25 protein-coding genes are annotated in these 25,051 nt (G+C 49.4%); 20 read left to right on the forward strand and 5 right to left on the reverse strand.

Features of this window, described 5'->3' with window-relative positions:
- The first annotated feature begins 12 nt into the window (after positions 1–12).
- The 5 genes from G006_RS0109440 (at position 13) to rpsI (ending at position 4,943) form a co-directional block, all read left to right on the forward strand.
- Positions 13–540 (forward strand): DUF4390 domain-containing protein, encoded by a 528-nt coding sequence (locus tag G006_RS0109440; RefSeq protein ID WP_020482938.1) that lies wholly within the window; start codon positions 13–15, stop codon positions 538–540.
- Positions 522–2,678, forward strand: coding sequence for a sensor histidine kinase (locus G006_RS0109445; RefSeq protein WP_020482939.1), 2,157 nt, complete (start codon positions 522–524; stop codon positions 2,676–2,678). The genes G006_RS0109440 and G006_RS0109445 overlap by 19 nt, the downstream gene beginning before the upstream one ends.
- Complete coding sequence (locus tag G006_RS0109450) at positions 2,675–4,036, forward strand: sigma-54-dependent transcriptional regulator (protein ID WP_020482940.1); 1,362 nt, start codon at positions 2,675–2,677, stop codon at positions 4,034–4,036. The genes G006_RS0109445 and G006_RS0109450 overlap by 4 nt, the downstream gene beginning before the upstream one ends.
- A 73-nt stretch (positions 4,037–4,109) precedes the next feature.
- Complete coding sequence (gene rplM, locus G006_RS0109455; RefSeq protein WP_020482941.1) at positions 4,110–4,538, forward strand: 50S ribosomal protein L13; 429 nt, start codon at positions 4,110–4,112, stop codon at positions 4,536–4,538.
- A 15-nt stretch (positions 4,539–4,553) separates the two neighbouring features.
- The gene (gene rpsI / locus G006_RS0109460; RefSeq protein WP_020482942.1) at positions 4,554–4,943 is read left to right on the forward strand and encodes a 30S ribosomal protein S9; all 390 of its coding nucleotides are present in this window, start codon (positions 4,554–4,556) and stop codon (positions 4,941–4,943) included.
- A gap of 70 nt (positions 4,944–5,013) precedes the next feature.
- On the opposite strand, the gene G006_RS0109465 is transcribed toward rpsI, so the two are convergent.
- Both G006_RS0109465 and G006_RS27040 read right to left on the reverse strand, forming a co-directional pair.
- Positions 5,014–5,526, reverse strand: coding sequence for a DUF2380 domain-containing protein (locus G006_RS0109465; protein ID WP_020482943.1), 513 nt, complete (start codon positions 5,524–5,526; stop codon positions 5,014–5,016).
- Positions 5,523–5,975, reverse strand: coding sequence for an SRPBCC family protein (locus G006_RS27040; protein ID WP_020482944.1), 453 nt, complete (start codon positions 5,973–5,975; stop codon positions 5,523–5,525). The genes G006_RS0109465 and G006_RS27040 overlap by 4 nt, the downstream gene beginning before the upstream one ends.
- Before the next feature lie 194 nt (positions 5,976–6,169).
- Here G006_RS27040 and G006_RS0109475 point away from each other — a divergent pair, with 194 nt between their 5' ends.
- Both G006_RS0109475 and G006_RS0109480 read left to right on the forward strand, forming a co-directional pair.
- Positions 6,170–7,522: a sensor histidine kinase gene (locus tag G006_RS0109475; RefSeq protein ID WP_020482945.1), complete on the forward strand. Its 1,353-nt coding sequence runs from the start codon at positions 6,170–6,172 to the stop codon at positions 7,520–7,522.
- Complete coding sequence (locus G006_RS0109480; RefSeq protein ID WP_020482946.1) at positions 7,519–8,187, forward strand: response regulator; 669 nt, start codon at positions 7,519–7,521, stop codon at positions 8,185–8,187. Before G006_RS0109475 ends, G006_RS0109480 begins: the two co-directional genes overlap by 4 nt.
- A 35-nt stretch (positions 8,188–8,222) precedes the next feature.
- Here G006_RS0109480 and G006_RS0109485 read toward each other — a convergent pair whose 3' ends face one another.
- On the reverse strand, positions 8,223–8,639 hold the full coding sequence (locus tag G006_RS0109485; RefSeq protein WP_152428837.1) for a hypothetical protein: 417 nt from the start codon (positions 8,637–8,639) through the stop codon (positions 8,223–8,225).
- Between the two features lie 265 nt (positions 8,640–8,904).
- Positions 8,905–9,594, reverse strand: coding sequence for a 4'-phosphopantetheinyl transferase family protein (locus tag G006_RS0109490; RefSeq protein WP_020482948.1), 690 nt, complete (start codon positions 9,592–9,594; stop codon positions 8,905–8,907).
- 153 nt (positions 9,595–9,747) lie between these two features.
- On the opposite strand from G006_RS0109490, the gene G006_RS0109495 reads away from it, so the two are divergent.
- The 13 genes from G006_RS0109495 (at position 9,748) to G006_RS29350 (ending at position 22,893) form a co-directional block, all read left to right on the forward strand.
- Positions 9,748–11,484 (forward strand): acetolactate synthase 3 large subunit, encoded by a 1,737-nt coding sequence (locus G006_RS0109495; protein ID WP_026146943.1) that lies wholly within the window; start codon positions 9,748–9,750, stop codon positions 11,482–11,484.
- Positions 11,484–11,975, forward strand: a complete 492-nt coding sequence (gene ilvN / locus G006_RS0109500; protein WP_020482951.1) for an acetolactate synthase small subunit — start codon at positions 11,484–11,486, stop codon at positions 11,973–11,975. Before G006_RS0109495 ends, ilvN begins: the two co-directional genes overlap by 1 nt.
- Before the next feature lie 32 nt (positions 11,976–12,007).
- Positions 12,008–13,024: a ketol-acid reductoisomerase gene (gene ilvC, locus G006_RS0109505; RefSeq protein ID WP_020482952.1), complete on the forward strand. Its 1,017-nt coding sequence runs from the start codon at positions 12,008–12,010 to the stop codon at positions 13,022–13,024.
- 66 nt (positions 13,025–13,090) lie between these two features.
- Positions 13,091–13,873: an outer membrane protein OmpK gene (locus G006_RS0109510; RefSeq protein WP_033194156.1), complete on the forward strand. Its 783-nt coding sequence runs from the start codon at positions 13,091–13,093 to the stop codon at positions 13,871–13,873.
- Positions 13,874–13,957: 84 nt separating this feature from the next.
- Complete coding sequence (gene pssA / locus G006_RS0109515; RefSeq protein ID WP_020482954.1) at positions 13,958–14,698, forward strand: CDP-diacylglycerol--serine O-phosphatidyltransferase; 741 nt, start codon at positions 13,958–13,960, stop codon at positions 14,696–14,698.
- Between the two features lie 3 nt (positions 14,699–14,701).
- Entirely contained in the window at positions 14,702–15,520 is an 819-nt protein-coding gene (locus tag G006_RS0109520; RefSeq protein WP_020482955.1) for a CHAD domain-containing protein, read from the forward strand.
- Between the two features lie 286 nt (positions 15,521–15,806).
- A complete protein-coding gene (locus G006_RS0109525) occupies positions 15,807–16,709 on the forward strand; it encodes a glycosyltransferase (protein WP_160167671.1) in 903 nt (300 codons plus the stop codon).
- Position 16,710: 1 nt separating this feature from the next.
- Entirely contained in the window at positions 16,711–17,634 is a 924-nt protein-coding gene (locus tag G006_RS25330) for a glycosyltransferase family 2 protein (protein WP_020482957.1), read from the forward strand.
- Positions 17,635–17,735: 101 nt separating this feature from the next.
- Entirely contained in the window at positions 17,736–18,707 is a 972-nt protein-coding gene (locus G006_RS27045; protein WP_020482958.1) for a glycosyltransferase family 2 protein, read from the forward strand.
- A gap of 280 nt (positions 18,708–18,987) precedes the next feature.
- Entirely contained in the window at positions 18,988–20,532 is a 1,545-nt protein-coding gene (locus G006_RS0109540) for a 2-isopropylmalate synthase (RefSeq protein ID WP_020482959.1), read from the forward strand.
- Positions 20,533–20,545: 13 nt separating this feature from the next.
- Positions 20,546–21,376, forward strand: coding sequence for a uracil-DNA glycosylase (locus tag G006_RS0109545; protein WP_020482960.1), 831 nt, complete (start codon positions 20,546–20,548; stop codon positions 21,374–21,376).
- On the forward strand, positions 21,357–21,911 hold the full coding sequence (gene rimI / locus G006_RS0109550; protein WP_020482961.1) for a ribosomal protein S18-alanine N-acetyltransferase: 555 nt from the start codon (positions 21,357–21,359) through the stop codon (positions 21,909–21,911). Before G006_RS0109545 ends, rimI begins: the two co-directional genes overlap by 20 nt.
- A gap of 853 nt (positions 21,912–22,764) precedes the next feature.
- A complete protein-coding gene (locus G006_RS29350) occupies positions 22,765–22,893 on the forward strand; it encodes a hypothetical protein (protein WP_020482963.1) in 129 nt (42 codons plus the stop codon).
- A gap of 607 nt (positions 22,894–23,500) precedes the next feature.
- Here G006_RS29350 and G006_RS0109565 read toward each other — a convergent pair.
- Positions 23,501–25,009, reverse strand: a complete 1,509-nt coding sequence (locus G006_RS0109565; RefSeq protein ID WP_020482964.1) for an alkaline phosphatase — start codon at positions 25,007–25,009, stop codon at positions 23,501–23,503.
- Positions 25,010–25,051 lie beyond the last annotated feature (42 nt).

Here is a 25,051-nt window from a genome sequence, read left to right on the forward strand (position 1 = left end):
TACGGGATATTGATGCTTTGCCTGCAACTTGCGCCAGGCCTTGTTAAAGCCAGCGATTACGCCGCGCGCATCGATTACGCCGAGTTGCAACATACCGATCACGGTTATACCGTGCAAACTCATATCGATTACCGGCTCAGCCCGACCGCCAAGGAAGCGTTACACAAAGGTGTGCGACTGACCTGGGAGGTAACGATAGAGCTGCGCCAGCCCGGCGTGCTGTGGGACACGAGAATCCATAACCGCAAGCTGACTTACAGCCTACAATTCCATGCTTTGCTGAATCAATATGTGGTGCAAACTCCATTCGACCGCAGCGAAATGTTTTTAACCTTGAGCGCCGCGATGAATTTCATGGCGGCCGTGCACGACAGCACGCCAATTCCCGCCGAACTCTTGTCGGCAGATAAACCCTACCTGTTAGCGGTAAAAACCCAGTTCAACCGCGAACTGCTGCCGATACCGCTGCGTCCGGTCGCCTATCTCGATAACCGCTGGTTTCTCTCTAGCGTTTGGTACACATGGCCTATTCAAAAATAAAACTACCGGCCAGCGCCACCATCATTCTGCTGTTCGGCTTCGTATTGCTGTCGCTGCAATTGATGAGCAGCGCCACCCAGGAATCGTCGGAGCTCGGCGAAATGTATTCCTGGCTGTTGGTGATCAACACGCTGGGATCGGTAATTCTGCTCGGCTTGGTCGCTTTCAACGCCTATTCGCTGGTACGAGAGCTGAAGAAAAAAGAAGCCGGCTCCCGGCTTACCACGCGCATGGTGTCCTTGTTCGTCTTACTGGCTTTGGCGCCCGCCGCCATCGTGTTTTATTTCTCCGTGCAATTCCTACATCAAGGTATAGACAGCTGGTTTAATGTGGAAATCGATCGGGCCATGGACGATGCGCTGGAGTTGAGCCAATCCTCGCTGAATCAACGCATGACCTGGCATATCAAGCAAACCAAGCAAATGGCCGATCAACTCCGCGACAAATCGGAAGCTTTGATTGCCATGGAAGTCGGCTCGCTGTGGGCAGACTCCGGGGCGCTGGAGATTGCGGTATTTTCCAACCAAGGCCGGGTATTAGCGTCCAGCAGCGTCAATCCCAGCGATATTCTTCCGCATCTGCCGGACGAGCAAATCTGGCTGTTGCTGCGGCAGAATAAGGAGTATTTTGCTTTCGACCCCGGCGATAACGACGAAATGCTGGTGCGTATCATCGTCGCTATCGAAGCGGATCAAAGCCGATTTTTGCAAGTCTTGTTTCCGATTCCGGTACGGGTAACCGACCTGGCCGACTCGATAGAATTTGCCTTCATTCGTTATCAGGAAATGAACTTCCTGCGCGACTCACTGAAGACCAGCTTCTCCCTGATCCTGTTGCTAGTGTTACTGCTCAGCCTGCTGGCGGCCATTTGGGTAGCCTTTATCAGTATCCGCAACATCGTCGCACCGGTTAAAGAGCTAGTAAAAGGTACGCAAGCGGTCGCCGATGGCGATTATCAGCAGCAACTGCCGGTAATGAATCAGGACGACCTGGGCTTTTTAGTGGAATCTTTCAATCAGATGACTCGTCGCATAGCCCGCTCCCGTGACGAAACGCGCGCCGCCGGCCTGGAGGTGGAAAACCAGCGTGCCTATCTGGAAACCATCCTGGCAAATCTGACTGCCGGCGTGATCAGTTTCGACGCGGCCTTTTACATCCGCACCGCCAATCAAGCCGCCTACCGGATTTTGCATATCCCGGTCAGCCACTTTGTTGGGGAGACGTTGCCGACCCTGGCGACCATGCACAGCGAACTGGCCGATGTACTGAATGCAATCCAAAGCCTGTTGGAAAAAGCCGACGATATTTGGGAGCAACGCATCGTGTTTCTGGGACCCAATGGGCGCCAAGAACTATTGTGTCGGGGTACGCCGCTGTTCTCGCAGCATGGCGCCCGTACCGGCGCGGTCGTGGTATTCGACGATGTCACCGACCTGATTCAGGCACAAAAAAATGCGGCCTGGGGCGAAGTGGCACGGCGTCTGGCGCATGAAATTAAAAACCCGTTGACACCGATTCAACTCTCGGCCGAGCGTTTGCAGCACAAGCTCTCCAAGGAATTGCAGGACGGTTCCGCCGAGTTTCTGCAACGCGGCACCCGCACCATTGTCCAGCAGGTGGAAGCGATGAAACGCATGGTGGACGATTTTTCCGAGTACGCCCGCCCGTCCAAGAAACAGGTGGAAAAAATCAATCTGGTCGATTTGATTCTGGAAGTCATGGCCTTATACCTGCCATCGGGCATCATTTTCAGTACGGCATTCGCCAGTGACAGAGTGTTGGTCGAAGCGGATCCGGTCAGCCTGCGCCAAGTGCTGCATAATTTGATCAAAAACGCCCAAGAGGCCACCACGGCGCCCTGCCGCATCGAGATCAAAATCGCTAAAGTCAGCCGCAACAACACCGACTATGTTGAATTGGGCATCTACGATAACGGCAACGGCCTGAACGCGGAACAGCTTGAAACCATATTTGACCCCTACGTGACCAGCAAGGCCAAAGGCACCGGCCTGGGCTTGGCCATCGTCAAAAAGATCGTCGAAGAACATGGCGGGGTGATTTGGGTGGATACGTCTTATAATGGCGGCGCGGGGTTTTTACTCCAGCTGCCGGTTTTTGAATTTGGGAACTTTAAATGAATAAGCAAGCACCGTATATTTTGGTGGTCGATGACGAACAGGACATTCGTCAATTGGTGTCGGAAATTCTCGAAGATGAAGGCTACGACGTCGCTATGGCGGAAAACGCCGCAGAGGCCAAAGCCCTCAAAAATCAGCGCCCGCCTAATCTGATCCTGCTGGATATCTGGATGCCGGACAGCGACGGCATCACCCTGCTGCGGGAATGGGTTAGTGAAGACGACGCGCTGTGTCCGGTAATCATGATGTCCGGGCATGCCTCGGTGGAGTCGGCGGTGGAAGCGACTCGACTTGGTGCTTACGACTTTTTGGAAAAACCGCTGTCGCTGGCCAAGTTGCTGTTGATCGTAGAACGCGCGTTAGAGACCAGTTCCTTACAGCGGGAGAACGCCGGCTTGAAACAACAGCTGATGATAGGCGTGGATCCGGTCGGCAAAAGCGCGGTGGTGGAACGCACCAAGGACAAATTAAAACGCTTGGCGCAGCACGACGCCCGCGTGTTATTCGTCGGCGAAGCCGGGGTCGGTAAGGAAATGTTCGCCCGCTATTTGCACAACAACAGTTCGCGGCGCGATGGCTCCTTTGTTGACGTGTCAGTGGGCAGTATCTCGCCGGAAAACTCGGCAGTGGAATTTTTCGGACGAGAAGACAACGGTCGGGTTTATCGCGGCTTGTTGGAACAAGCCCATCGCGGTACGCTGTTTCTTGGCGAAATTGGCGGCATGGACCCGGAAACCCAAACCCGCTTGCTTAGCGCGCTGGAATCCAGTTCATTTCTGCGGGTTGGCGGCAGTCAGGCGGTTCGCGTCGATGTGCGCGTCGTCGCGTCTACCCGCATGTCCTTGGAGGAAGAAGTCAACAGCGGCCGCTTCCGCCAGGATCTGTATTATTTGCTGAACGTGGTGACGCTGGAGATTCCGCCGCTGCGCGAACACAGCGAAGACGTACCCAGCCTGTTGAATTTTTACGTCGATCATTTCGTCACCCAGGAAAAATTACCGTTCCGGCGTTTCTCGATGGCGGCGCAAAATTATTTGCGTAATTACAGCTGGCCGGGTAATGTGCGCGAATTGCGTAATTTGGTACAGCGCCTGATGATACTCGGTGCCGGCGACGACATTGAGCTGGACGAAGTAAAAACCGCCCTTGGATCGATTGCCGAACAACCCAAATTGGGACTGAATGTACCGGAGTTTTTCAATTTGCCGCTGAAGGAAGCTCGCGACCATTTCGAAAAATCTTACCTGGAATATCATTTCGAAAAAACCGGCGGCAGCGTCGCCAAACTGGCATCGGCTATCGGTATGGAACGTACGCATTTATACCGAAAACTACACTCGCTGAAAATTAAGCTTTAATGGGACTTGAAGTTAACGGGCCTATTAAGTACAATTCACGGTTTTTATAGCCTCAACAGACTAAAAAGCAAAGATGAAAACATTTAGTGCAAAGCCCGCAGAAGTTAAGCGCGATTGGTACGTGATTGATGCAGAAGGAAAGACATTAGGTCGCCTTGCTACTGAAATTGCACGACGTCTTCGCGGAAAACACAAACCCGAATTCACACCACACGTTGACACCGGCGATTACATCATCGTCATCAACGCCGAAAAAATCGGCGTTACCGGCAACAAAGAAAAAGACAAAATGTACTACCGCCACACTGGTTATGTCGGTAACATGAAGTCAGCTTCTTTGGGCAAGTTAAGACAAACTTTCCCTGACCGCATCATCACCACCGCCGTACAAGGCATGTTGCCCAAAAATCCATTGGGCCGTGCAATGTTCAAAAAATTGAAAGTTTACGCAGGTTCTGAGCATAATCATCAATCTCAGCAACCTAAAGTTTTAGAATTCTAAGCAGGTAGATAGTTTATGGCAGCTCAATACTACGGAACAGGTCGTCGCAAAAGCGCAATCGCTCGCGTCTACGCCACCATCGGTTCAGGAAAATTCACTATCAACAAACAACCTGTTGAACAATATTTCGGCCGCAAAACAGACGAAATGATTGCCAGACAACCCCTGGAGTTGTTGGGTAAGACCGGCGATTTCGACATCAACATCATCGTTACCGGTGGCGGCCCATCAGGCCAAGCTGGCGCTATCCGTCACGGTCTGACCCGTGCTCTGATGGTTTTCGACGAAACCTTGAGACCATCACTGAGAAAAGCCGGTTACGTCACTCGCGATGCTCGTGAAGTTGAACGTAAAAAAGTCGGCTTGCACAAAGCTAGAAAACGTCCTCAATACTCGAAACGTTAAGCGTTTCTTATTGGGAACAAAGAAAAGCCGCTACTCAGCGGCTTTTTTTGTGCCTGTCGCAACCGCCAAACTACTTAACGCTATCCGCGGCAAGCGTAGCCCTGATCTTTCCTGCCAAGGTATCGATGCCATGCTGAGTGACTTTCTGATGACTCCCCTTCAACTCAATGTCGTAACGCGCTACCGCCGCCCGCTTCTTCACGTCGATCAAATACACCCACAGATACGAAAACAAAAAGCTAGGCTTGCTGTGCTGACTTACCAGCACCCAATCAGCACCCTGTTGCCGACCTAAATCCGCTGCCAAATCGTGGAATCGGAACAAATAGCCGAAACTGGCGTTGGCGGCTTTCTGGGTAGCGGCATCGACAAACGCGATTTGATAAGTACCCGACCGGCTTAGCGCTCCGATTAATAAAGGCGCCATGCCGGAAGTGCGGATTATTTCCGCCGGCGTGTTCGGCAGCGAGGTGATGTCGTTCAATTCAAAATCCAAAACCGCTATCTGCGGCGCGGCATTGGCCGCCGTGGAGAAAATAGCCGCAGCCAACGACAAGTATTTTATTGATCGGACGCTAGTCATAAAGCCTCCGATGCCGAACTTGACGCTGCTGACTCCAGCAAATCCCACTCCAATCCAGCTACGCCGTCCGTTATAGCCTGATGCACAAAATCGAGCAGTTCCTGGCTTACAAGCTCCGCGTCAATCTCCACCATCCATTCCACAACGCTACCGCCATCAACCGTTTCCCCAACCGTCACCGTGCCCAGATAATGACTCACCCCAAACGGCGATTCGATGCGGTTGTATTGAAAACGCCGGTGACCATGATCGATTAGCTCGATTCTGTCCGTCATTTCCCCGCCCGCCGCCAACGTCAAAATTCGTAGTGCACCGACGCCATTTCCTATCACACGACAAGCGGCAATCACTGGAAACCATCGCTCCAGACCGCCGATACCGGCTATCGCCGACCATACTGTTTCAGCAGGCATGGCCATGGTTTTGCTGACAATCACTGTTTTAAGCATCTTTGATCTCCCAATTAAGTTGATTTAGAAGATCTCAGCTTAAGCAAGCCGCCGCAGCCGGTAAGCCGAAATTTGCCCGGCAAACTCGGGCAAATTGCCCGCGCCTCACCATCGCGCTATTCAGCACCATCTTAACTACCTAAAATGCTCTCCAAACAGGACTAGCCGGCTTTTCAGCACGCGACAAAGCGATCATGAATCTAAAACTGTATTTGTTAACCCGCATCACGGCGGTAGCCTTACTGTGTTTATTCGCCACCCTGACTTTTGTCTTGCAGCGCAGCGCCCAACAATCGGCAGCGCAAGCACAAAGCACCTTGGCCGCGCTAGGCAAACAACTGGAGTTTCAGTTACTGAAAGTAAGCGCCGGGGAAAAACCGGCCAATCCCTTCCCGGATTTTGATTTATGGAAACAGACCGGCAGCGAGCCGGGCATTTGCGCCAGTTATCTCGCCAATGACGGCGAAACGATGCGTAACTACTGCAAAGGCATAGACCTATCCACTCATCACTATCCTCAGCATTTTGCTGAGCTATACCGACAACTTTTCGGACCGGGCTTCGACTGGCAGCGACCGATAACCTACAACGGCCAAGTTTACGGGGTATTAACGGTTTCGGTTAGCGCCGAGTTGTCGATAGCCCGCGCTTGGGATGATGCTCGGGATTTACTGACATTGTCGGCAGCAACCATCACAGCGGTGTGCCTGCTGGTTTATTTAGCTGTCAGCCGCGCCCTGCTCCCAGCTCAGACTATTGTGGCAGGACTAAACCAGCTCAGCTCAGGCGATTTGGCATTTCGGCTCCCGAATTTCGACTTACTGGAATGGCGGCAAACCGCGACGGCAATCAACCAACTCGCCGACAATCAGCAACAACTCTTAGTGGAACGCCAAAAACTGGCAGTGATGTTGATGAACTTGCAGGAAGAGGAACGCCGCTATCTGGCGCGGGAACTTCATGACGAATTCGGCCAATGCCTAACCGCTATCCACGCCGTCGCCACCAGCATCGCCCAAACGGCGCAGCAAAATTGCCCGGTGCTAGTCATAGAAGCTGAGCAAATATCCCGCTTTACCCAAGCCATGCAACAAAGCGTGCGAGGATTATTGACGCGCTTACGACCGGCGGAACTGGAGGAATTAGGTCTGGACGCCAGCCTGCGTAGCCTGATAGCAAGCTGGAACCTTCTAGGCAAGACGCACTATAGCCTGCACATCATCGGCGATTGCAGAACGCTAACGGAGCCACTGGCGATCAGCCTGTTTCGCATCACCCAGGAAGCCGTCAGCAATATCGCCAAACATGCCTCTGCCAGCCAAGCCGATATTACGCTCGCAGTCGACAACACCGAAGCCTTGCTCACCATACAAGACGACGGCAGCGCCATCGCCCTGCCGTTTGCCACAGACCATGGCATAGGTTTGCTGGGCATGCGCGAACGCATAGCCGCCTTAAACGGCCGATTTGCTTTGCACATAGCCAAGCCGCATGGCTTGATAATCCAAGCCAGCTTGCCATTGGAACAGCCGGCGAGCACCCAATGACTAAGCAAACCACTATTAATATTTTGCTGGTAGACGATCACGCTATAGTCCGGGAAGGCTACCGTTCGTTAATCAGCAAACAAGCAGACCTAAAGGTCATTGCCGAAGCCTCGAACGGCGCTGACGCTTATTGTCTTTACAAGGAATGCCAACCCGACGTGGTCGTTACCGATTTGACGATGCCCGGCTTAAGCGGCCTGGAATTGATAAGCCGCCTCAAACAACGCGACCGCAAAGCCAGGATCCTGGTATTCAGCATGCATCAAAACCCCAGCTTTGCCCGCCAAGCCTGCCGCGCCGGCGCTTTGGGTTATGTCAGCAAAAGCAGTGCACCGGAACTGCTGTTGCAGGCCATACGAGACGTCCATCTTGGCAGGCACATTCTCAGCACCGACATCGCCCAAGCGTTGGCTTTGGAAAAACTCGGCAACGAAACCACGGCTCTGAATAGCTTAACTGCCAGGGAGTTCGAAATTCTGCGCCTGCTGGTCGAGGCCAACACACAGGACCAAATCGCCAAAACCCTAAACATCAGCCCCAAAACCGTCGGCAACTGTCACTATCTGATCAAAAACAAGCTAGGGGTGAACAGCGACATCGAGTTGACGCGGTTAGCGATCAAACTAAATGTGCTCAGCTTGCTGGACTTGGCGGATCCAGCGTAAACCGCCCTCAAATTAGCAACAAACTCAATCATCATTCAATTGATCGCATATTGCTCACTTGCTCCCAGCGCTTCCACCAACGCCAAATGCCCCATTGCATCGAACAATATGCGCTGTTCGGTGAAAAATTCGGTCGCGGCGTCGATGGCATCCAGCATCACCGCGACCACAAAGCGCTCGGCGTGGGTGGATGCCACCATTTTTTCCGGTACGGCGCATTCTATCCGCAAAGTCTGCGAGGCTTTATCGAACGAATGCAGTCGCAAGCCGTCGAAATCGGCTTTTTCCTGGCGGCTGGGTAGTAGAAATATCAAATCCAGAATCGGCGCCCGTTTCTGGATCGGCTCCTCGCGGAATCTTGCCAAATCGACGGCAGTTTTGATAATGGCTTTGGCGATTACACTCTCGTCAAGCGCGCGGTCCGGCATCATGGATGCAATGTGTATAGTCATATCAACCTCTCTGAGTAACCTGCTTTTTGGTATACTCAGCAAATACCATTCCAATATCCAGCTTTACAGTTAAGAAGCTTAAGTCAGGCCGACAATCAACGGTTAATGACAAATCAAGGGCAATGCGTTACTAAAAATTGAGTTGGCGGCATTAAGAGTTGGAACGGGTATTTGTTGTAAAGCCCACATAATCAGCAAACCCAACAACGATAGACGCGACAATGGACTAAACGCAAAAGCCGGACCACTCATTCATGCGAAAAACTCAATCTATTGGCAGCGCTAACAGCCGCAAATCGTAATAACATGCCGGCGTGACTAGCGCCGCGCGACTAGCATCATCAACGTCTAATTCGTGAACCAGCCAAGTGTTTGCCGAACCGTATTCTGGCGGAATGGCTAGCAACTGCCCGCCCTTTTCCAATTGAAATTCGCATTGTTCTATTCCCAAAGCAATTCCCCTACCCACCGCTTTGACGAAAGCCTCTTTTTTAGTCCATAGTCGGTAAAACACCTCAAACCGAGCGTCCGCCGACAATTGGCACCAATCCTGATACTCTTGATGGGAAAAACAACGCTCTGCCAGCCTATCGAGATGCTGCCGCGGCCTAAAGGTTTCGATATCGACACCAATACCGGCGAAATCTGCAACCGCTAATAATAAAGTATCGGCACTATGCGAAAGGTTAAAATGTAGCGCGTAGCCAATCAAAGCAGGCTTGCCATAACGCCCTGTTTCGAACGCCAGAGAAGATGGCTCTACATCAAGATAGCCAGCCAGAATTTGCCGCAATAAACCGCGCACCGCAAGGTAACGGTCCCGCAATAAGGCTGACTTGAATACCTCTGCTTTGCATCTCTCGTCATCTGTCAACAATCCGGTCAATTGTTGCAACGCCGTTGCCGGTACGCGCATATCCCCATGCCAAACATCGACAAAATACTGTTTCACCATTTCTCTCTTACTGTATAAAACTATCTATTTACCAACAATCCCAAGCAAAACCCTTGGTTTTCCTTGACGAAAAGGGTCAAAAACAGTAGCTTATCCAACCTTTTTTGTAAAATCTGCATTTCCCCGATCGATTAGTTTTTTGAGGACGTAAAATTGGAACTCAGTGGCGGACATATTCTTGTCCAATGTCTTAAAGATGAAGGTGTCGAATTTGTATTTGGCTATCCGGGTGGCTCTGTCTTGCACATCTATGATGCCATTTTCCATCAAGACGAAGTGAAACATATCCTGGTCAGACACGAGCAAGCGGCTGCCCATGCAGCTGACGCCTATGCGCGCGCGACCGGCAAACCGGGCGTGGTGCTGGTGACCTCGGGACCAGGCGCAACGAATGCCGTCACCGGCATTGCCACAGCCTATATGGATTCGATTCCGATGGTGATCATCTCGGGACAAGTTCCGTCGCCGGTGATAGGCAGCGATGCGTTCCAGGAAGTCGATACGGTGGGTATTACCCGGCCCTGCGTTAAGCATAACTTCCTGGTCAAAGACGTCAACGACCTGGCCGAAACCATGAAAAAGGCGTTTTACGTGGCGACCACCGGCCGACCTGGACCAGTGTTGGTCGACGTGCCGAAGGACATGACCGATCCGAACATCAAGGTGCCCTATAAGTACCCGAAAAAGATCAGCATGCGTTCCTATAACCCTGTGGTGACAGGTCATAAGGGCCAGATCAAGCGGGCGGTAGAAATGTTGCTGACCGCGCAAAGGCCGATGATTTATTCCGGCGGCGGCGTGATTCTCGGTGAAGCGCATAAAGAGCTGACCGAATTGACCCAATTGCTGGGTTATCCGATCACAAATACCTTGATGGGCTTGGGTGGCTATCCAGCTACCGACAAACAATTTGTCGGCATGCTGGGCATGCATGGTACTTACGAAGCCAATATGGCGATGCACGAGAGTGACGTCATTCTGGCGGTCGGCGCGCGGTTTGACGACCGAGTGACCGGTAAGTTGGCTGAGTTTTGTCCATACGCGAAGATTATCCATATCGACGTCGATCCGGCCTCCATATCCAAGACCGTTAAAGTGGACGTGCCGATTGTTGGCGATGTAAAACCGGTGTTGGAACAGATGCTGGAGCTGATCAAAGACAGCAAAATCAAACCATCCAAATCGGCATTGGAATCCTGGTGGCAGCTGATTCAAAGCTGGCGCGATGTACATTGCCTGGAATACGACCGCAACAGCAAGGTAATTAAACCGCAATATGTGGTGGAACAGCTGTATCAGGTCACTCATGGCGAAGCCTATGTGACATCAGACGTTGGTCAGCACCAGATGTATGCAGCGCAGTATTATCACTTCGATAAACCTCGGCGCTGGATCAACTCCGGTGGCTTGGGCACGATGGGCTTTGGCTTGCCGGCTGCAATTGGTGTGAAATTGGCGTTTCCGGAAGCCAATGTCGCCTGTATTACCGGCGAAGCCAGCATCCAGATGTGTATTCAGGAACTCTCCACCGCCTTGCAATACCATGCGCCGGTGAAAATCATCAACCTGAACAACCGCTACATGGGTATGGTGCGGCAATGGCAGGAGTTTTCCTACGAGAGCCGTTATTCGCAATCGTATATGGATACCATCCCCGACTTCGTCAAACTGGCAGAGGCCTACGGCCATGTCGGCATGCTGATCGAAAAACCCGAAGACGTGCGCGGCGCCCTGGAACATGCGTTCGCCTTGAAAGACAGAACGGTATTCCTGGATTTCATCACCGACCGTACCGAAAACGTTTACCCTATGATTGAAGCAGGCAAAGGCCATCATGACATGAAATTGCGCGTCGCACCCGGCACCCCGGTAGACAGGGAGTTGTCATAATGAGGCACATCATTTCTATCTTGATCGAGAATGAATCCGGCGCTTTGTCACGGGTGGCGGGATTGTTCTCGGCGCGCGGTTACAACATTGAATCGTTGACCGTGGCACCAACTGAAGACCCAAGCCTGTCGCGGATGACCCTGGTCACCAGCGGCAGCGACGAGATCATTGAACAAATCACCAAGCAGCTGAATAAGTTGATTGACGTGGTGAAATTGATCGACTTGGCGGAATCTGCTCATATCGAACGCGAGTTGATGCTGGTAAAAATCAAAACCAGCCACGATACGCGCGAAGAAGTGAAACGCATGGTCGACATTTTCCGCGGCAAGATTATCGACGTCACCGCCAACAGCTATGTGGTGGAAATGACCGGCCAATCCAGCAAACTGGACGCCTTTATCCACGGCTTTGAGGAAGGCAGCATCATCGAAGTGGTGCGCTCCGGTCCGACCGGCATCTCCCGCGGCGAGAAAGGCTTACACCTGTAACATTTATTATTTACCCAGCAACGAGAAAACCTATGCAAGTTTATTACGATAAAGACGCCGACCTTTCTGTTATCAGAAGCAAAAAAGTAGCGATCATCGGCTACGGCTCACAAGGCCACGCGCACGCCAACAACCTGAAAGACTCAGGCGTTGACGTCGTCGTCGGCTTGCGTGCCAGTTCAGCGTCAGTCGCCAAAGCCCAAGCCAGCGGCCTGACCGTAAAAGACGTACCAGAAGCCATCGCCGGCGCCGACGTGGTGATGATTCTGACCCCAGACGAGTTTCAATCCAAACTGTACAAAGAAGAAATCGAGCCAAACATCAAACAAGGCGCTGCTCTAGCATTCGCGCACGGTTTCGCAATTTTGTACAACCAAGTAGTGCCTCGTAAAGACCTGGATGTGATCATGATTGCGCCTAAAGCGCCTGGCCACACCGTGCGTTCCGAGTTTGTCAAAGGCGGCGGCATCCCCGACTTGATCGCGATTCATCAAGATGCTTCCGGCATGGCTAAAGCCATCTGCTTGTCATATGCATCAGCTATCGGCGGCGGTCGTTCCGGCATCATCGAAACTACGTTCCGCGACGAAACCGAAACCGATTTGTTCGGCGAACAAGCGGTATTGTGCGGCGGCGCGGTGGAACTGGTGAAAGCCGGTTTCGAAACTCTGACCGAAGCGGGCTACCCGCCTGAGATGGCTTATTTCGAATGCTTGCACGAACTGAAACTGATCGTGGATTTGATGTACGAAGGCGGCATCGCCAACATGAACTACTCGATCTCTAACAATGCGGAATACGGTGAATATGTCACCGGCCCAAAAGTGATCAACGAAGAAAGCCGTTGGGCGATGAAACAAGCCCTGGAAGACATTCAACAAGGCAAATACGCCAAGCAATTTATCCTGGAAGGCCAAACCGGCTACCCTGAGATGACTGCCAGACGCCGCCTGAATGCCGAGCATCCTATTGAGGTCGTTGGTGCCAAGTTACGGGGCATGATGCCTTGGATCAAGGCCAATCAAATCGTCGATAAAAGCAAAAACTAAGCTTTTCGGCTAGGATTAAAGCCCATCTACACGATGGGCTTTTTTTTGCCCGCAGGATTTTGCCAAATGCCTGATCATTCTCGCTTCAACCAGCTTTATCTCGGCATCATAACTGCGACCTTGGCACTACCCTGCTCCGCTGAATTCTTGCAGTGGAGCAACAGCGAGATCCAATACCTGCATGGCGGCAACTACCAGGAACCGTTCAACCCCAACGATGTCAGCCAATCCATCATCACGATAACCAACGCTCACGGCTGGACCTATGGCCGCAATTTTTTCTTTATGGATACGCTGTTTACCGAATCTGGCCAGTCCTCGCAAACCAACCTTTACGGTGAGGCTTACAGCACTCTCAGCCTGAGCAAAATTAGCGGCCTGGATCTGTCATACGGCATATTCAAGGATTTTGGCCTTACTGGCGGCATTAACCTGGGCGAAAACATGAACAGCCGGCGCAGTGGTTTTCGGGCGTGGCTGTACGGTATTACCCTTGATTTCAATCTGCCAGGTTTTGACTATTTCAATGTGGACTTTTTGCGCCAACGCGTTACCGAAACAGCGGACATTGGTACATCCTGGCAAATCACACCCGTGTGGAAACTACCTTTCGAGATCGCCGGCACCAAGTGGAGTTTCGAAGGCTTCGCCGACTTCATCGGCAAGAAAGGCGACCGCGCTGCGCGTCAGGCCTTGGCGCAACCGCAGTTACGGCTGGATATTGGCGACTTATGGGGCAATCGTAGCCATCTGTATCTGGGCATCGAATATCAATACTGGCACAATAAATACGGCATTAAAGGCCTGCACGACAACGTGCCGCAAGCCTTGCTTTTGTGGCAATTTTGAAGCCAATTGCCGGGTATTTAGTTAAGCAGCTGTCATATTCAGCATGTACAATGCCGCCAACTTTTCAACCTTTGTAGACACATTATGATCAAGAAGCAACCGCTTACGCGTCATCGTGGCATTTACCTATTGCCCAATCTGTTCACTACGGGCGCCATGTTTGCCGGATTTTATGCGATCACGTCAGCGATTAACGGCCGCTTCGAAACAGCGGCAATTTCCATGTTCATCGCGATGGTGCTAGACGGGTTGGACGGCCGGGTTGCCCGCCTGACTAACACCCAAAGCGAATTCGGCGTGCAATATGACAGCTTGTCCGACATGGTGTCGTTTGGCGCCGCTCCGGCTATTGTGATGTATCTCTGGACCCTATCCAGCATGGGCCAGGCGGGCCTGTTCGCCGCGTTTGTGCATATGGCCGGCGGCGCGTTACGGTTGGCGCGGTTCAATACTCAAGTGGAAGTCGCCGACAAACGTTATTTTCAGGGTCTACCCAGCCCAGCGGCTGCGGCCATTCTGGCTGGCGGCTTATGGTTCTGCGTGGAAAATGGCTATGACGTGGAAAATATTAAATATTTAGTATTGCTAACCACCATCAGCACCGGCTTGCTGATGGTTAGCAATTTCCGCTATTCCAGCTTCAAGGAAATCGATTTTAAAAACAAAGTGCCGTTTATCGTTGCCATCATCGCGATGCTGGTAATCAGCTTCATCTTGGCGCAACCGCAGCGGATGCTGTTTCTGTTATCGGTCGGCTATGCCGTATCCGGCCCCATCGTCACCTTGGTTTTGCGCAAACGTAAGCTGCAAAGCCGTAAAAGTTAGCTGATGCAAAATACTGGCGGCAAACTGTTGCTTGACGCCTTGGAAAGACACTGGCGCCAATATCGCAAACGCTTGAAAGCCTGCCGCCAAAGCGCCAACGAAGATAACGTCCACGAATTACGTGTCAGTACCCGGCGCTTACTGGCGCTGATCGAATTGCTGCAAGCCCTGGCACCGCAGAACACGCTGCTAAGAATTCGCAAATCCCTGAAAAAACAGCTCGACGGCTTCGACCAACTGCGCGACACTCAGGTGATGCTGTTCGAATCAGCCAAGTCCCTGCCTATCCTTCCCGAGCTAGAGCCGTTTTTAGCGCACATGCATCGCTGCGAACAGCGCTTATTGCTGGAAAACCAGTCGTTCATTGCCAGCTTGTACCAACCAAAACTGCGGCGCAAGCTGAAAAAAGCTGGCAAATACTTCAAAACTCAAACCGCCGACATCGATCTTGAACTGGCCGTGTCAAGCGCTGTTCATGACATATACGGCGTTGTCACGAATCGTTATCAAAAGCTGGATCCGGCCAACCCTGCCAGCATTCACCATCTGCGCATTGCAGTTAAGAAACTGCGCTACACTCTATTGGCAACACAATCCGTCGATTCAGAGATAGCAAAAACGGAGTTAAACCGACTGAAAAACTATTTAACTTGCATGGGTAACATTCAGAATTCGGTAGTGCTTTTAAATACTATGGAAGCATTTTTTAAACATAAAATACCTGTGACCATCAAGCAACATTATAGTCAGCAACAGCAAGAGCTAGTAAACACTTTCATAAATCAGCGAGAGTCTATTATAGAATTTTGGCCAACAATCTAAAGTTCCAAGAATTTATTTTAAGAAAAAAATTTCGTATTGATTGAAATTTTTTATTGGAAAATAGGCGCCTAATGCTATTTAAATAATCAACAAGTCTATTATGAATATTTTTCGGCATCAAAAATACAACCCTTTTAAACTACTAAAGCTATCATACAAAACACTGGTAGTTGAAAAAAGAATGCCTTGGAAGCTTCACCGTCTAATCACTCTAATCAAAATAAACGGAATACGTAGCATATTTACAAGCGTCAGATTTGCTCTAAATAAACCAAAATATAGAATCATGGTGTCATCGATTTATTTTGGTGGAGTTGGTGGCTCGGAAAAAGACCTACTATCTTTAGTTGAAAGCATGAATGACAGTGTTTTTTATATTTTTTCGGAGAACATAAACTCTGAAGGTTTTACTCCAAAATCCTATAATTATTATCTAAAGCCGTTATTTATTACAAATAAGAAATTTGACGCTTACTATTACTTTGCTGGCGGCGGACACGCCATGTACCACGGCGATAGCTATGATTTCAAAGTTAAAATAATAAATACGAATGCACGAAATATCAGCTCAATAGAAAACAAGTTCGACTACATTATTCATCAATGCACTGACTTTCCAAGATTCTTTAACAATCACGACAAGCACATTTTCACATTTCCAGATGTTAGAGCCACCTTTCCTAAAGATCGAACACCCATAGAATTACCTGAAAAATACTTCATAACCGTTTTCAACCCGTTTTCTAGCAAACAAAAAGGCTATGATATTTTTTTAAAAGCAGCCGAGCTCACCAAATACCCCATAGTCTGGTGCTTTAATAATAAAACTATTGTCCAGCACGACACTCTCCCCGACCATCCTAATATAATTAAAATGCCAAATTTGGCACAAGAAGAGCTCTTCTACGCTTATGAACACGCTAAAGCATTTATATCTTTCTCAACCTATGAAAGCTTTGGATGGGCGCTTGCAGAAGCATTTTTTTGCAATATACCTATTATTTCGGCAAAAACAGGCTTTTTAGATTACATCTACAATCAAAAGGGAATCCATATATATACAAACGAGAAAGAGTTATCAACCTTACTTGCAACCAATGACATCCAAAGCCCAGAATATTCTTACGATATATTCCTCAAAAATAGTTATAAAACCGTTATTGAAAAACTAATCGAACTGAGAATATAAAATGAATAACCCCCCTCTCATATCAATTATAATACCTGTTTACAATTCCGAAAAATACCTGGAGGAAGCTTTACAAAGTGCATTATCCCAGACATATAACAATATAGAAATCATTGCAGTCAACGACGGTTCCACCGATTCAAGCCAAGATATACTCAAAAAATATGCCGATAGCATCAAGATCTTATCTCAACCCAATTTAGGCGCAAGTGCTGCGCGAAACCTAGGTGTCTCTGTTAGCTCTGGAGATATTCTTGCATTTTTGGATAGTGACGATATATGGGATAAAAACAAATTGGAACGACAACTTGAAGTCTTGGAAAACCATCCTGAAGCAATTGGCTTGTATTCTGACGTTAGATATATAGATGCTCAAGGCAATCTAATAAAGGCGACTGATGCTTATAGAACAGGTTGGTGTTCCGGCAATATTTTAGAACCTCTTTTATTTGGGAAAGGCGTCTTCGGGTTTTCACCTTCTCTTGTAATAATTCGGAGAAAAAATTTTGAATTAGCAGGCGGCTTTCCAGAAGATGTCAGACAATATGAAGATTACGGTTTATGGTTAAAGCTTTCTTTGCAAGGTCCTTTTCTGTATTTGATCGACACATTAAGTAGTTATCGCCGCCACCCAGCGAGCTTAACCGCATCAAAACAGGTTCATGAAGAGCAGTTATATGGACAATATCGCGCTCTTTTAAGCTGTAAATCTCAGCTAGAGAATCATGAAAAGTTATCCACACGCACCCTTTACTTCAATGAACTCTATGAATGCTCGAAATCGCTTGGATGGTGGGCAAGAATCCGAGGAAACACAGCATTATCTATCGAGGCCTACAAAAACGCACTAGCTATAAAACCGTCTGATTTGAACACCCTTGCTAGGTTACTTTGGGTACTTTTGATATCAAGAATAAAGTCGTGATTTGTAAGTTAACCATACCTTAACAGTTTATTTTGCATTGAGCTTTATCACTGCATTCAATTACTAATTCAGATACAAAAACACCCCCTTAGTTTAAACATATGGCTACTTTTATATCTGTCATCATTCCTACTCACAATCGTCCCGATCTTTTGGATGAAGCTATTAGTAGCGTGGTTGACCAAACACTGTCTGATTGGGAAATAATTGTTGTAGATGACTTTTCGAATCCATGCGTTAGCCCGGAGCAACTCCAAGAAAAATTCGGACCCAAAATTCGTGTTCTACAGCACAGCAGTTCAATGGGAGGGGCTGCAGCGAAAAACACCGGAATCAAAGCTGCTTCTGGCAAATATATTGCGTTTCTGGACGACGATGACCTTTACGCGCCGACTTATTTAGAAAAAGCTGTTTCAACTTTACAAAAACATCCAGAAATTAACACGCTGTTCATGAGCGTCGCCTGGTTTGGCCCAAATTCAAAATGGACGCACGAATCCTACACTGACGCCATGAACAAAATATTGGCAGATCTGGCTGGAACGCAGGTTACGGAAACCCTGCTGGAATTTGACGCAGACCGTCTATTCAAAGCTTTACTAAAACGGGTCCCTATGGCATTTCAACGACCGGTAGCAGCCAGGGAACAAGTTATGCAAATCGGCCTATATCAAGAAGATTGCCTACTTTGGGATTGCGATTGGGCTTTGCGTGCTGCGCTGAATGGTCAATGCGGATTAGTGACAGAGGGTTTGTACCTGCAACGCAGCGCCGGCCAAGGATACTCGTCTCAGCCTCGCCGCCGGGTGGATCACTCTTTATCCAATCTGGAAATAAAAAAACAACTGATTAAACGGAATGTCAGACCTGATCTAGCTAAACTGATCAGGCTCAACTACATCCAATCCGCTCAAGATTTGAGTTGGGAATACATCAATCAAAACCAGGGCTTACTAGCAATTAGAACCATGTTGACTAGTTTCCGATACGGCATTCACTTTCTTCAGATTAAGTTTTTAGCGCATGCTATATATAGCTGGGGATTAAGTTTACGCTCTAAAGAACAAAAGTAACCTGCTCAGACCTCTGAACGAAACAAAAAGGTAAAATAGCTTACTACCACAGCATCGCAAACTTGAGCGTCAGTCGGCAATCAAGTATAGTTTCCAGCCATGAACAATCAGATAATCGTTTATCATAAAAATTTAGCTCCCATGCCAGCCATTGGCACATGGTTGTTCGGCCTGTCTTTAAGATTGCTGCCCTGAGGGGCGCAATCTATCCTCATCTAAATAATACAACCCTTTTCTGTTTCTCGGCCTCAGCGCCGAACATTTCATGATCGGAGTTCTCATGAAAGATAAATTAATTATATTCGACACTACTTTGCGCGACGGCGAGCAAAGCCCTGGCGCCTCCATGACCCGCGATGAAAAAGTCCGCATCGCCCGTGCGCTGGAGCGGATGAAAGTTGATGTGATCGAAGCCGGCTTTCCCGCCGCCAGCCAGGGCGATTTCGAAGCCGTGCAAGCCGTAGCCGATGCAATCAAGGACAGCACAGTCTGCGGTTTGGCACGGGCCCTGGATAAAGACATCGACAGAGCTGGCGAAGCTTTGAAAGGCGCGAAAAGCTCGCGAATCCATACGTTTATCGCCACCTCGCCAATCCATATGCAGAAAAAACTGAATATGCAGCCGGATCAGGTGATTGAATACGCTGTTCGGGCGGTTAAGCGTGCTCGTCAGTACACCGACAACGTCGAATTCTCCCCAGAAGACGCCGGCCGCTCGGAAGAAGACTTCTTGTGCCGTATCTTGGAAGCAGTGATCGATGCCGGAGCGACGACGCTTAATATCCCGGATACGGTCGGCTACAGCATGCCTCAGCAATTCGGCGCGACCATTGCCAATTTGATCAAACGCATTCCCAATTCCGACAAAGCAATTTTCTCTGTGCATTGCCACAACGATTTGGGCTTGGCGGTCGCCAATTCCTTGTCAGCGGTAATGAATGGCGCTCGGCAGGTGGAATGCACCATCAACGGCTTAGGCGAACGCGCCGGCAATGCTTCCTTGGAAGAAGTGGTGATGGCCGTACGCACCCGGCAGGATTTCTTTGGTTGCGATACCGGCTTGGATGCGCGTGAGATTGTCACCTGCTCAAAGCTAGTGTCGTCTATTACCGGTTTTCCGGTACAGCCCAATAAAGCCATCGTCGGCGCGAACGCCTTTGCCCACGAATCCGGGATTCACCAAGACGGTGTTCTCAAAAATCGCGAAACTTACGAAATCATGCGCGCCGAGGATGTGGGTTGGACCACCAACCGAATGGTACTCGGCAAACATTCCGGACGTAACGCGTTCAAGACCCGCATGGCGGAGCTGGGCGTAGACTTTGCCGGCGAAGCGGATTTGAACGATGCGTTTTTCAGATTCAAACAACTCGCGGACAAAAAGCACGATATTTTCGACGAAGACTTGCAGGCTTTGATTTCTGAACAAGGTTTCGAATCCGAAGACGAGCATATCAAGTTGGTCGCTTTAAAAGTCTGTTCCGAAACCGGCGAAGTGCCTAACGCCACCGTTACGATCCGCGTTGACGGCAAGGAAGTCACCGGCAGCGGGCAAGGCGGCGGCGCGGTGGATGCCAGCTTGAAAGCCATCGAAAGTCTGGTGAAAACCGGCGCGACTTTGGCGCTATATTCGGTAAATAACATCACCACCGGCACCGATGCTCAAGGCGAAGTGACCGTCAGACTCGAAAACGCGGGTAGGATTGTCAACGGCTCGGGTGCCGACACCGACATCGTGATCGCCTCGGCCAAGGCTTACATCAACGCGGTTAACAAACTGCAAACACCCGACCAGCGTCAGCATCCGCAAAAAGGCGATGTCTGATTGTTGAGCCACCATGGATAACGCGACCCGCTTGCAATATTTGGAGGCGATGGGCATTGATGCCTGGCTACCCAGGCATCAACCTGTCGTCATTCCGCGAGCGGCCGTTTATCTTGAAAATCCAGTCGAAAACGTAGAACGGCTTGAACAACCTGAAGGCCGGCAAGATGTGCCCTCCAAGCAAACGGTATCAAGCGTCATCGAAACCGTTAATGCCGAATTTCCGCGACATTCCGTTTCATCGCCATCATCCCACGCCAACGATCAAATATGGAGAGACTTGCAACACGAGGTTTCTTTGTGCCAAGCCTGCTCGCTGTGTAAAACCCGCACCCAAACCGTATTCGGTGTCGGCAATAAGCAAGCAAGCTGGATGCTGATCGGCGAGGCGCCAGGGCAGAACGAAGATTTACAGGGCGAGCCATTCGTCGGCAAGGCTGGCCAACTTTTAACCGAAATGCTGCGGGCAATTAGCTTAAAGCGCGAAGAAGTCTACATCGCCAATATGCTGAAATGTCGACCGCCGAACAACCGCGATCCGCAAACAGAGGAAGTTGCCGCTTGTAAAAATTTTTTACAGCAGCAAATTGAATTGATACAGCCAAAAATTATTTTGGCTGTAGGCCGCATTGCCGCACAAAATTTGCTCGACACGCAACAACCTCTGGCAAAATTGCGAGGGGTCCAGCATCAGTTGCACAACATCCCTTTAATTGTCATTCACCACCCGGCTTACTTATTACGTTCATTGCTGGAAAAAGCCAAGGCCTGGAGCGACTTGCAATTTGCACTGTCGGTCTATCAAAAACTAGAAAAATTGAACCATGTGGAAACTGTTACATAAATTGAAAGATGCTGTGATTTACGATGCGGATCGCGAGTTTTACGCCAAGGTGTTTCCCGATTCGGTAGATAGCAAAGACTTAATGCGCATGCGTAAAATGGACCATGCCGATTTGGCCAGCGTCCTGAAGATCGAAGAATTAAATTACGAATTCCCTTGGTCCGAAGGGATATTTAAAGATTGTTTCCGCACGATGACTTACACCAGTTGGGTTTGCGAAGCGCCGGATGACAACATAGTAGGCTACTGCATCATCAATGTTGCGGCTGGCGAAGCACACATTATGAACATCAGCGTCAACCCTGTCTTTCAAAGGCAGGGAGCCGGCCGCAAAATGTTGGAACACTTAATTGAATACGCCAGGCCTCGCGCCGAGAAAATATTCCTCGAGGTGCGCCCCAGCAATCCTGGCGCCATCAATTTGTACCGACAAACCGGCTTTCGCGAAATCGGCACCCGTAAGAATTATTATCCGGCGAAAAATGGTCGCGAGGACGCAATTATGTTTGCGTTGGATCTGGTTCCTATGCTGTAGCCGGGTTATGTCTAGTCAGTGTCGGTCTCAATTATCCCGCCAACACCATTCCTTAGAAAAACTGACCCGATTAGAGCAGTACATACGACGTTTACTAAGTTACAAAACCGGATATTTTTTCAATTTATTTTGCAATTGCTGAGGCCCTTGCTTCAACCAATTTTCTGTTTGGACTCTTAGGTCAATTTCGTAAAGATATATTGGGTTTGCTTGAAAACCAGCATCACGGGTTTTAAGCGAGTTGGATTTGCCGAATTTAGTTATCATCATAATTCCCTAATGTGCAGTTTATCTATAAAAGCAAAAACTTGTTCAAGTCTCATAAACAATTGAATTCGTTAGCTTACAAACACTGATCAAACGTGTATCTAGCTGTACCGGAATGTATGTCGCTAGCATCTGGCAATAGATATAAAGCAAATAACGCACCATTTTCTGAACACGGAATGACCTCCGCCTCTTCGAACGATCTGCGTAGATAAGACTATTTTTTGTCAGCGCAGTATTGCCATAAGTGACAGTCACCTGACATTTTTGGTCAGTAACGGAAACGATCGCTTATCTGTGTCCAATACGGCGATCAGCCACGGCCTAAGGCTAATCTATCAGCCCATTCAAGCTGATGAACAAATCCTTCGATTGCGCGAACACAGAGACACCACCAAGATATGGCAGTTCAAATGACAAAATCGATAACATTTAATTGACTTTAAGAAAGTGAATCAAGATTCTGTTTTGGAAGATTTTGTCTACTTTTTTGGAAGCACACCGTCTACGAGAGCGACCAAAACACTGTTGAGTTTTAGAAAAAAGGTGGCAGAATCGGACCAGCCGATAGCTTTTGGGAGGTCTTATGAAAATACTTGCAGTGCTGATACTCGCCGGACTTACTTATGGTCTTGCGTTATTCATACTTGGAATAATCAAAGAATTAGCGGAGTTCGCCGTTGAGGCATGGCGTGACGTTGAGATCGGAAGATAAGCCTATTCAAATCAGCTATAACAGAATAATTAGCTTCCAAAAAATCACTGAGTTGTCAATTAGATAAGCAGAGCCGGGAACAATACCCGGCTTTTTTGTGATTGTGGTTTTCTCGTGCGCGTATCTAAACTATAAACACGGGCAATCTTAACGGCTGCATGGTCTTTATTGGCACAGCATTTGGGACGAATGCTGCCTGTCGGACCGTCGATTTAGATAACAGTCGCCCGCATTCCATACAGATGAAACTCCCGGTTGGCGACCCGTAGGCGAATTCCATGGTCAAGGTCGGGTGGTCACAATAATTGCTGTCGGCATGGCTGGCTATTGGTATCGCTTTTATATTGTCCATAATTTTTTCCTTATAACCGTCTAAGCTAGATTTGTGTGTCGTTACTTTATTTAGACTTCCTTAAATCTAGATTATGTGCAAATTAAGATTTCATTATTAATGGCCCAAGCAAATCCGGCCAAACGGTAATTTGCCATGAATTTTTAAATTTGCCGACATAGCTCGGTTCGTACGCTTAACAAGTACCACGGTCTTAATGCCTTATCTTTAGCGTAGATTTGCGCTGAGACCCCTATATTCACAATTGGTGAGATTTTACCGCCCGGCCTTAAACTTCAATGCATGCGCCATCACTTGATAGATATAACTTTGCTCCTGTACGCCATGAAATAAATGCGCTTTGGGGCCAAACGCGAAAATCGCCACATCTTCGGCACCGTGCGTTTCGCTACCCAGCGGGACGACGGCTTCCTGCAGAAAATCGGGATGTGCAGTATCGACAACGCTTAGATCCGGGCGGCCGTTTTGGCCTCGATAGCCCGGGCCATTGGCATATCCCAGCGTAGCGTAAGGCAGGCCGTTGCTGTCCTTGGCAAAACCGTTCTCGCCGGCTTGTTTCACCAAGCCCATGATAGGATTGCCGCGTTGCGGGTAGCCGGCGATAGTAAAGGTATGGCTATGGTCGGCGGTAACGACGATTAAAGTATCTACAGGATTGGTTTTTTCCAGCGCCTTGCGCACCGCATTAGATAGCTCGATTGTTTCCGTCAAGGCTCTATAGGCATTACCGGCGTGATGGGCATGATCGATACGGCCCGCCTCCACCATCAGCACATAGCCTTTTTTATTTTTCGACAATATATCTATGGCTTTTTCGGTCATCTCGGTCAAAGACGGCTCTCCACCCTTGTCGCCAAGCCGGTCATGTTCGTATTCCATGTGCGAACGTTCGAACAGTCCCAGCAAATGCTCGGTTTGCTTAAAGTCTATGGCGTCGAAGCCGGCTTTGTTATAAACGTAAGCCGATTGCGGATATTGGGCTAGCCAACGCTGGGTCAAATCAACACCGTCTTTGCGGCTACCAAACTTGTCACTATCTTCCGGGTCCGGCGTCGTTTCGGGCAAAAACATGCTACGCCCGCCACCCAAAGCCACTTCCAGGCCGTTACCGTATTCGAACTCCAGGAGTTGCTTGGCAATATCGCGAACTGTGGCGCCCGCAGGAACTTGCGCATCAGACTCCCAATCACGTTCAGAGGTGTGGGCGTAACAAGCAGCCGGAGTGGCATGCGTGACTCGGGCAGTAGAAACCACGCCAGTCGATAGACCTTTTTCCTCGGCCTGTTCCAGTAAGGTTTTCACCTTGTAGGTATTGATGACATCTGCGCTTTTTTCCCGGCGTGCCACCTGCATCCCCACCGACAATTCACCATCGTTGGTTTTCACACCAGTGATGATGGCTGACATGGTCGGCGCGGAATCCGGGGTTTGCTGATTGGCGCTGTACGTTTTCGACAGCGCCACATAAGGCGCTGTTTCGAAACTCAGCGAATTCTCCTCGCCGCCACGATTGCCCGGTTTACGCTGCCCCTCCAGAATACGCGCCGCGGTAATGGTCGCGATGCCCATACCGTCGCCGACAAATAGAATCACGTTTTTGGCGAATGCTTTATTGGCTTTAAGTTGCTCAGCCGCCTTGATGCGGTTTTGCCCAGATTCCAACCAGAATGCAGGCGTTTCTAAAGCAGGTTCAGCCTGGGATGTTCCGACCGCAAAGGCCAGTGTGCCAATCAGGATTGCGGATTTACAGCGCGTAGGGATCATAAGTACTTCTGAGGAATGTTTTCTAAATCAATCGCCACAGTT

It is taken from the genome of Methylomonas sp. MK1, assembly GCF_000365425.1.
Lineage (GTDB): Bacteria > Pseudomonadota > Gammaproteobacteria > Methylococcales > Methylomonadaceae > Methylomonas.

Excerpts from the sequence above, each read along its gene's own strand:
- G006_RS0109440 (WP_020482938.1), top strand. The coding sequence starts at position 13 with ATGCTTTGCCTGCAACTTGCGCCAGGCCTTGTTAAAGCCAGCGATTAC.
- G006_RS0109445 (WP_020482939.1), top strand. The coding sequence starts at position 522 with ATGGCCTATTCAAAAATAAAACTACCGGCCAGCGCCACCATCATTCTG.
- G006_RS0109450 (WP_020482940.1), top strand. The coding sequence starts at position 2,675 with ATGAATAAGCAAGCACCGTATATTTTGGTGGTCGATGACGAACAGGAC.
- rplM (WP_020482941.1), top strand. The coding sequence starts at position 4,110 with ATGAAAACATTTAGTGCAAAGCCCGCAGAAGTTAAGCGCGATTGGTAC.
- rpsI (WP_020482942.1), top strand. The coding sequence starts at position 4,554 with ATGGCAGCTCAATACTACGGAACAGGTCGTCGCAAAAGCGCAATCGCT.
- G006_RS0109465 (WP_020482943.1), bottom strand. The coding sequence starts at position 5,526 with ATGACTAGCGTCCGATCAATAAAATACTTGTCGTTGGCTGCGGCTATT.
- G006_RS27040 (WP_020482944.1), bottom strand. The coding sequence starts at position 5,975 with ATGCTTAAAACAGTGATTGTCAGCAAAACCATGGCCATGCCTGCTGAA.
- G006_RS0109475 (WP_020482945.1), top strand. The coding sequence starts at position 6,170 with ATGAATCTAAAACTGTATTTGTTAACCCGCATCACGGCGGTAGCCTTA.
- G006_RS0109480 (WP_020482946.1), top strand. The coding sequence starts at position 7,519 with ATGACTAAGCAAACCACTATTAATATTTTGCTGGTAGACGATCACGCT.
- G006_RS0109485 (WP_152428837.1), bottom strand. The coding sequence starts at position 8,639 with ATGACTATACACATTGCATCCATGATGCCGGACCGCGCGCTTGACGAG.
- G006_RS0109490 (WP_020482948.1), bottom strand. The coding sequence starts at position 9,594 with ATGGTGAAACAGTATTTTGTCGATGTTTGGCATGGGGATATGCGCGTA.
- ilvN (WP_020482951.1), top strand. The coding sequence starts at position 11,484 with ATGAGGCACATCATTTCTATCTTGATCGAGAATGAATCCGGCGCTTTG.
- ilvC (WP_020482952.1), top strand. The coding sequence starts at position 12,008 with ATGCAAGTTTATTACGATAAAGACGCCGACCTTTCTGTTATCAGAAGC.
- G006_RS0109510 (WP_033194156.1), top strand. The coding sequence starts at position 13,091 with ATGCCTGATCATTCTCGCTTCAACCAGCTTTATCTCGGCATCATAACT.
- pssA (WP_020482954.1), top strand. The coding sequence starts at position 13,958 with ATGATCAAGAAGCAACCGCTTACGCGTCATCGTGGCATTTACCTATTG.
- G006_RS0109520 (WP_020482955.1), top strand. The coding sequence starts at position 14,702 with ATGCAAAATACTGGCGGCAAACTGTTGCTTGACGCCTTGGAAAGACAC.
- G006_RS0109525 (WP_160167671.1), top strand. The coding sequence starts at position 15,807 with ATGGTGTCATCGATTTATTTTGGTGGAGTTGGTGGCTCGGAAAAAGAC.
- G006_RS25330 (WP_020482957.1), top strand. The coding sequence starts at position 16,711 with ATGAATAACCCCCCTCTCATATCAATTATAATACCTGTTTACAATTCC.
- G006_RS27045 (WP_020482958.1), top strand. The coding sequence starts at position 17,736 with ATGGCTACTTTTATATCTGTCATCATTCCTACTCACAATCGTCCCGAT.
- G006_RS0109540 (WP_020482959.1), top strand. The coding sequence starts at position 18,988 with ATGAAAGATAAATTAATTATATTCGACACTACTTTGCGCGACGGCGAG.
- G006_RS0109545 (WP_020482960.1), top strand. The coding sequence starts at position 20,546 with ATGGATAACGCGACCCGCTTGCAATATTTGGAGGCGATGGGCATTGAT.
- rimI (WP_020482961.1), top strand. The coding sequence starts at position 21,357 with ATGTGGAAACTGTTACATAAATTGAAAGATGCTGTGATTTACGATGCG.
- G006_RS29350 (WP_020482963.1), top strand. The coding sequence starts at position 22,765 with ATGAAAATACTTGCAGTGCTGATACTCGCCGGACTTACTTATGGTCTT.
- G006_RS0109565 (WP_020482964.1), bottom strand. The coding sequence starts at position 25,009 with ATGATCCCTACGCGCTGTAAATCCGCAATCCTGATTGGCACACTGGCC.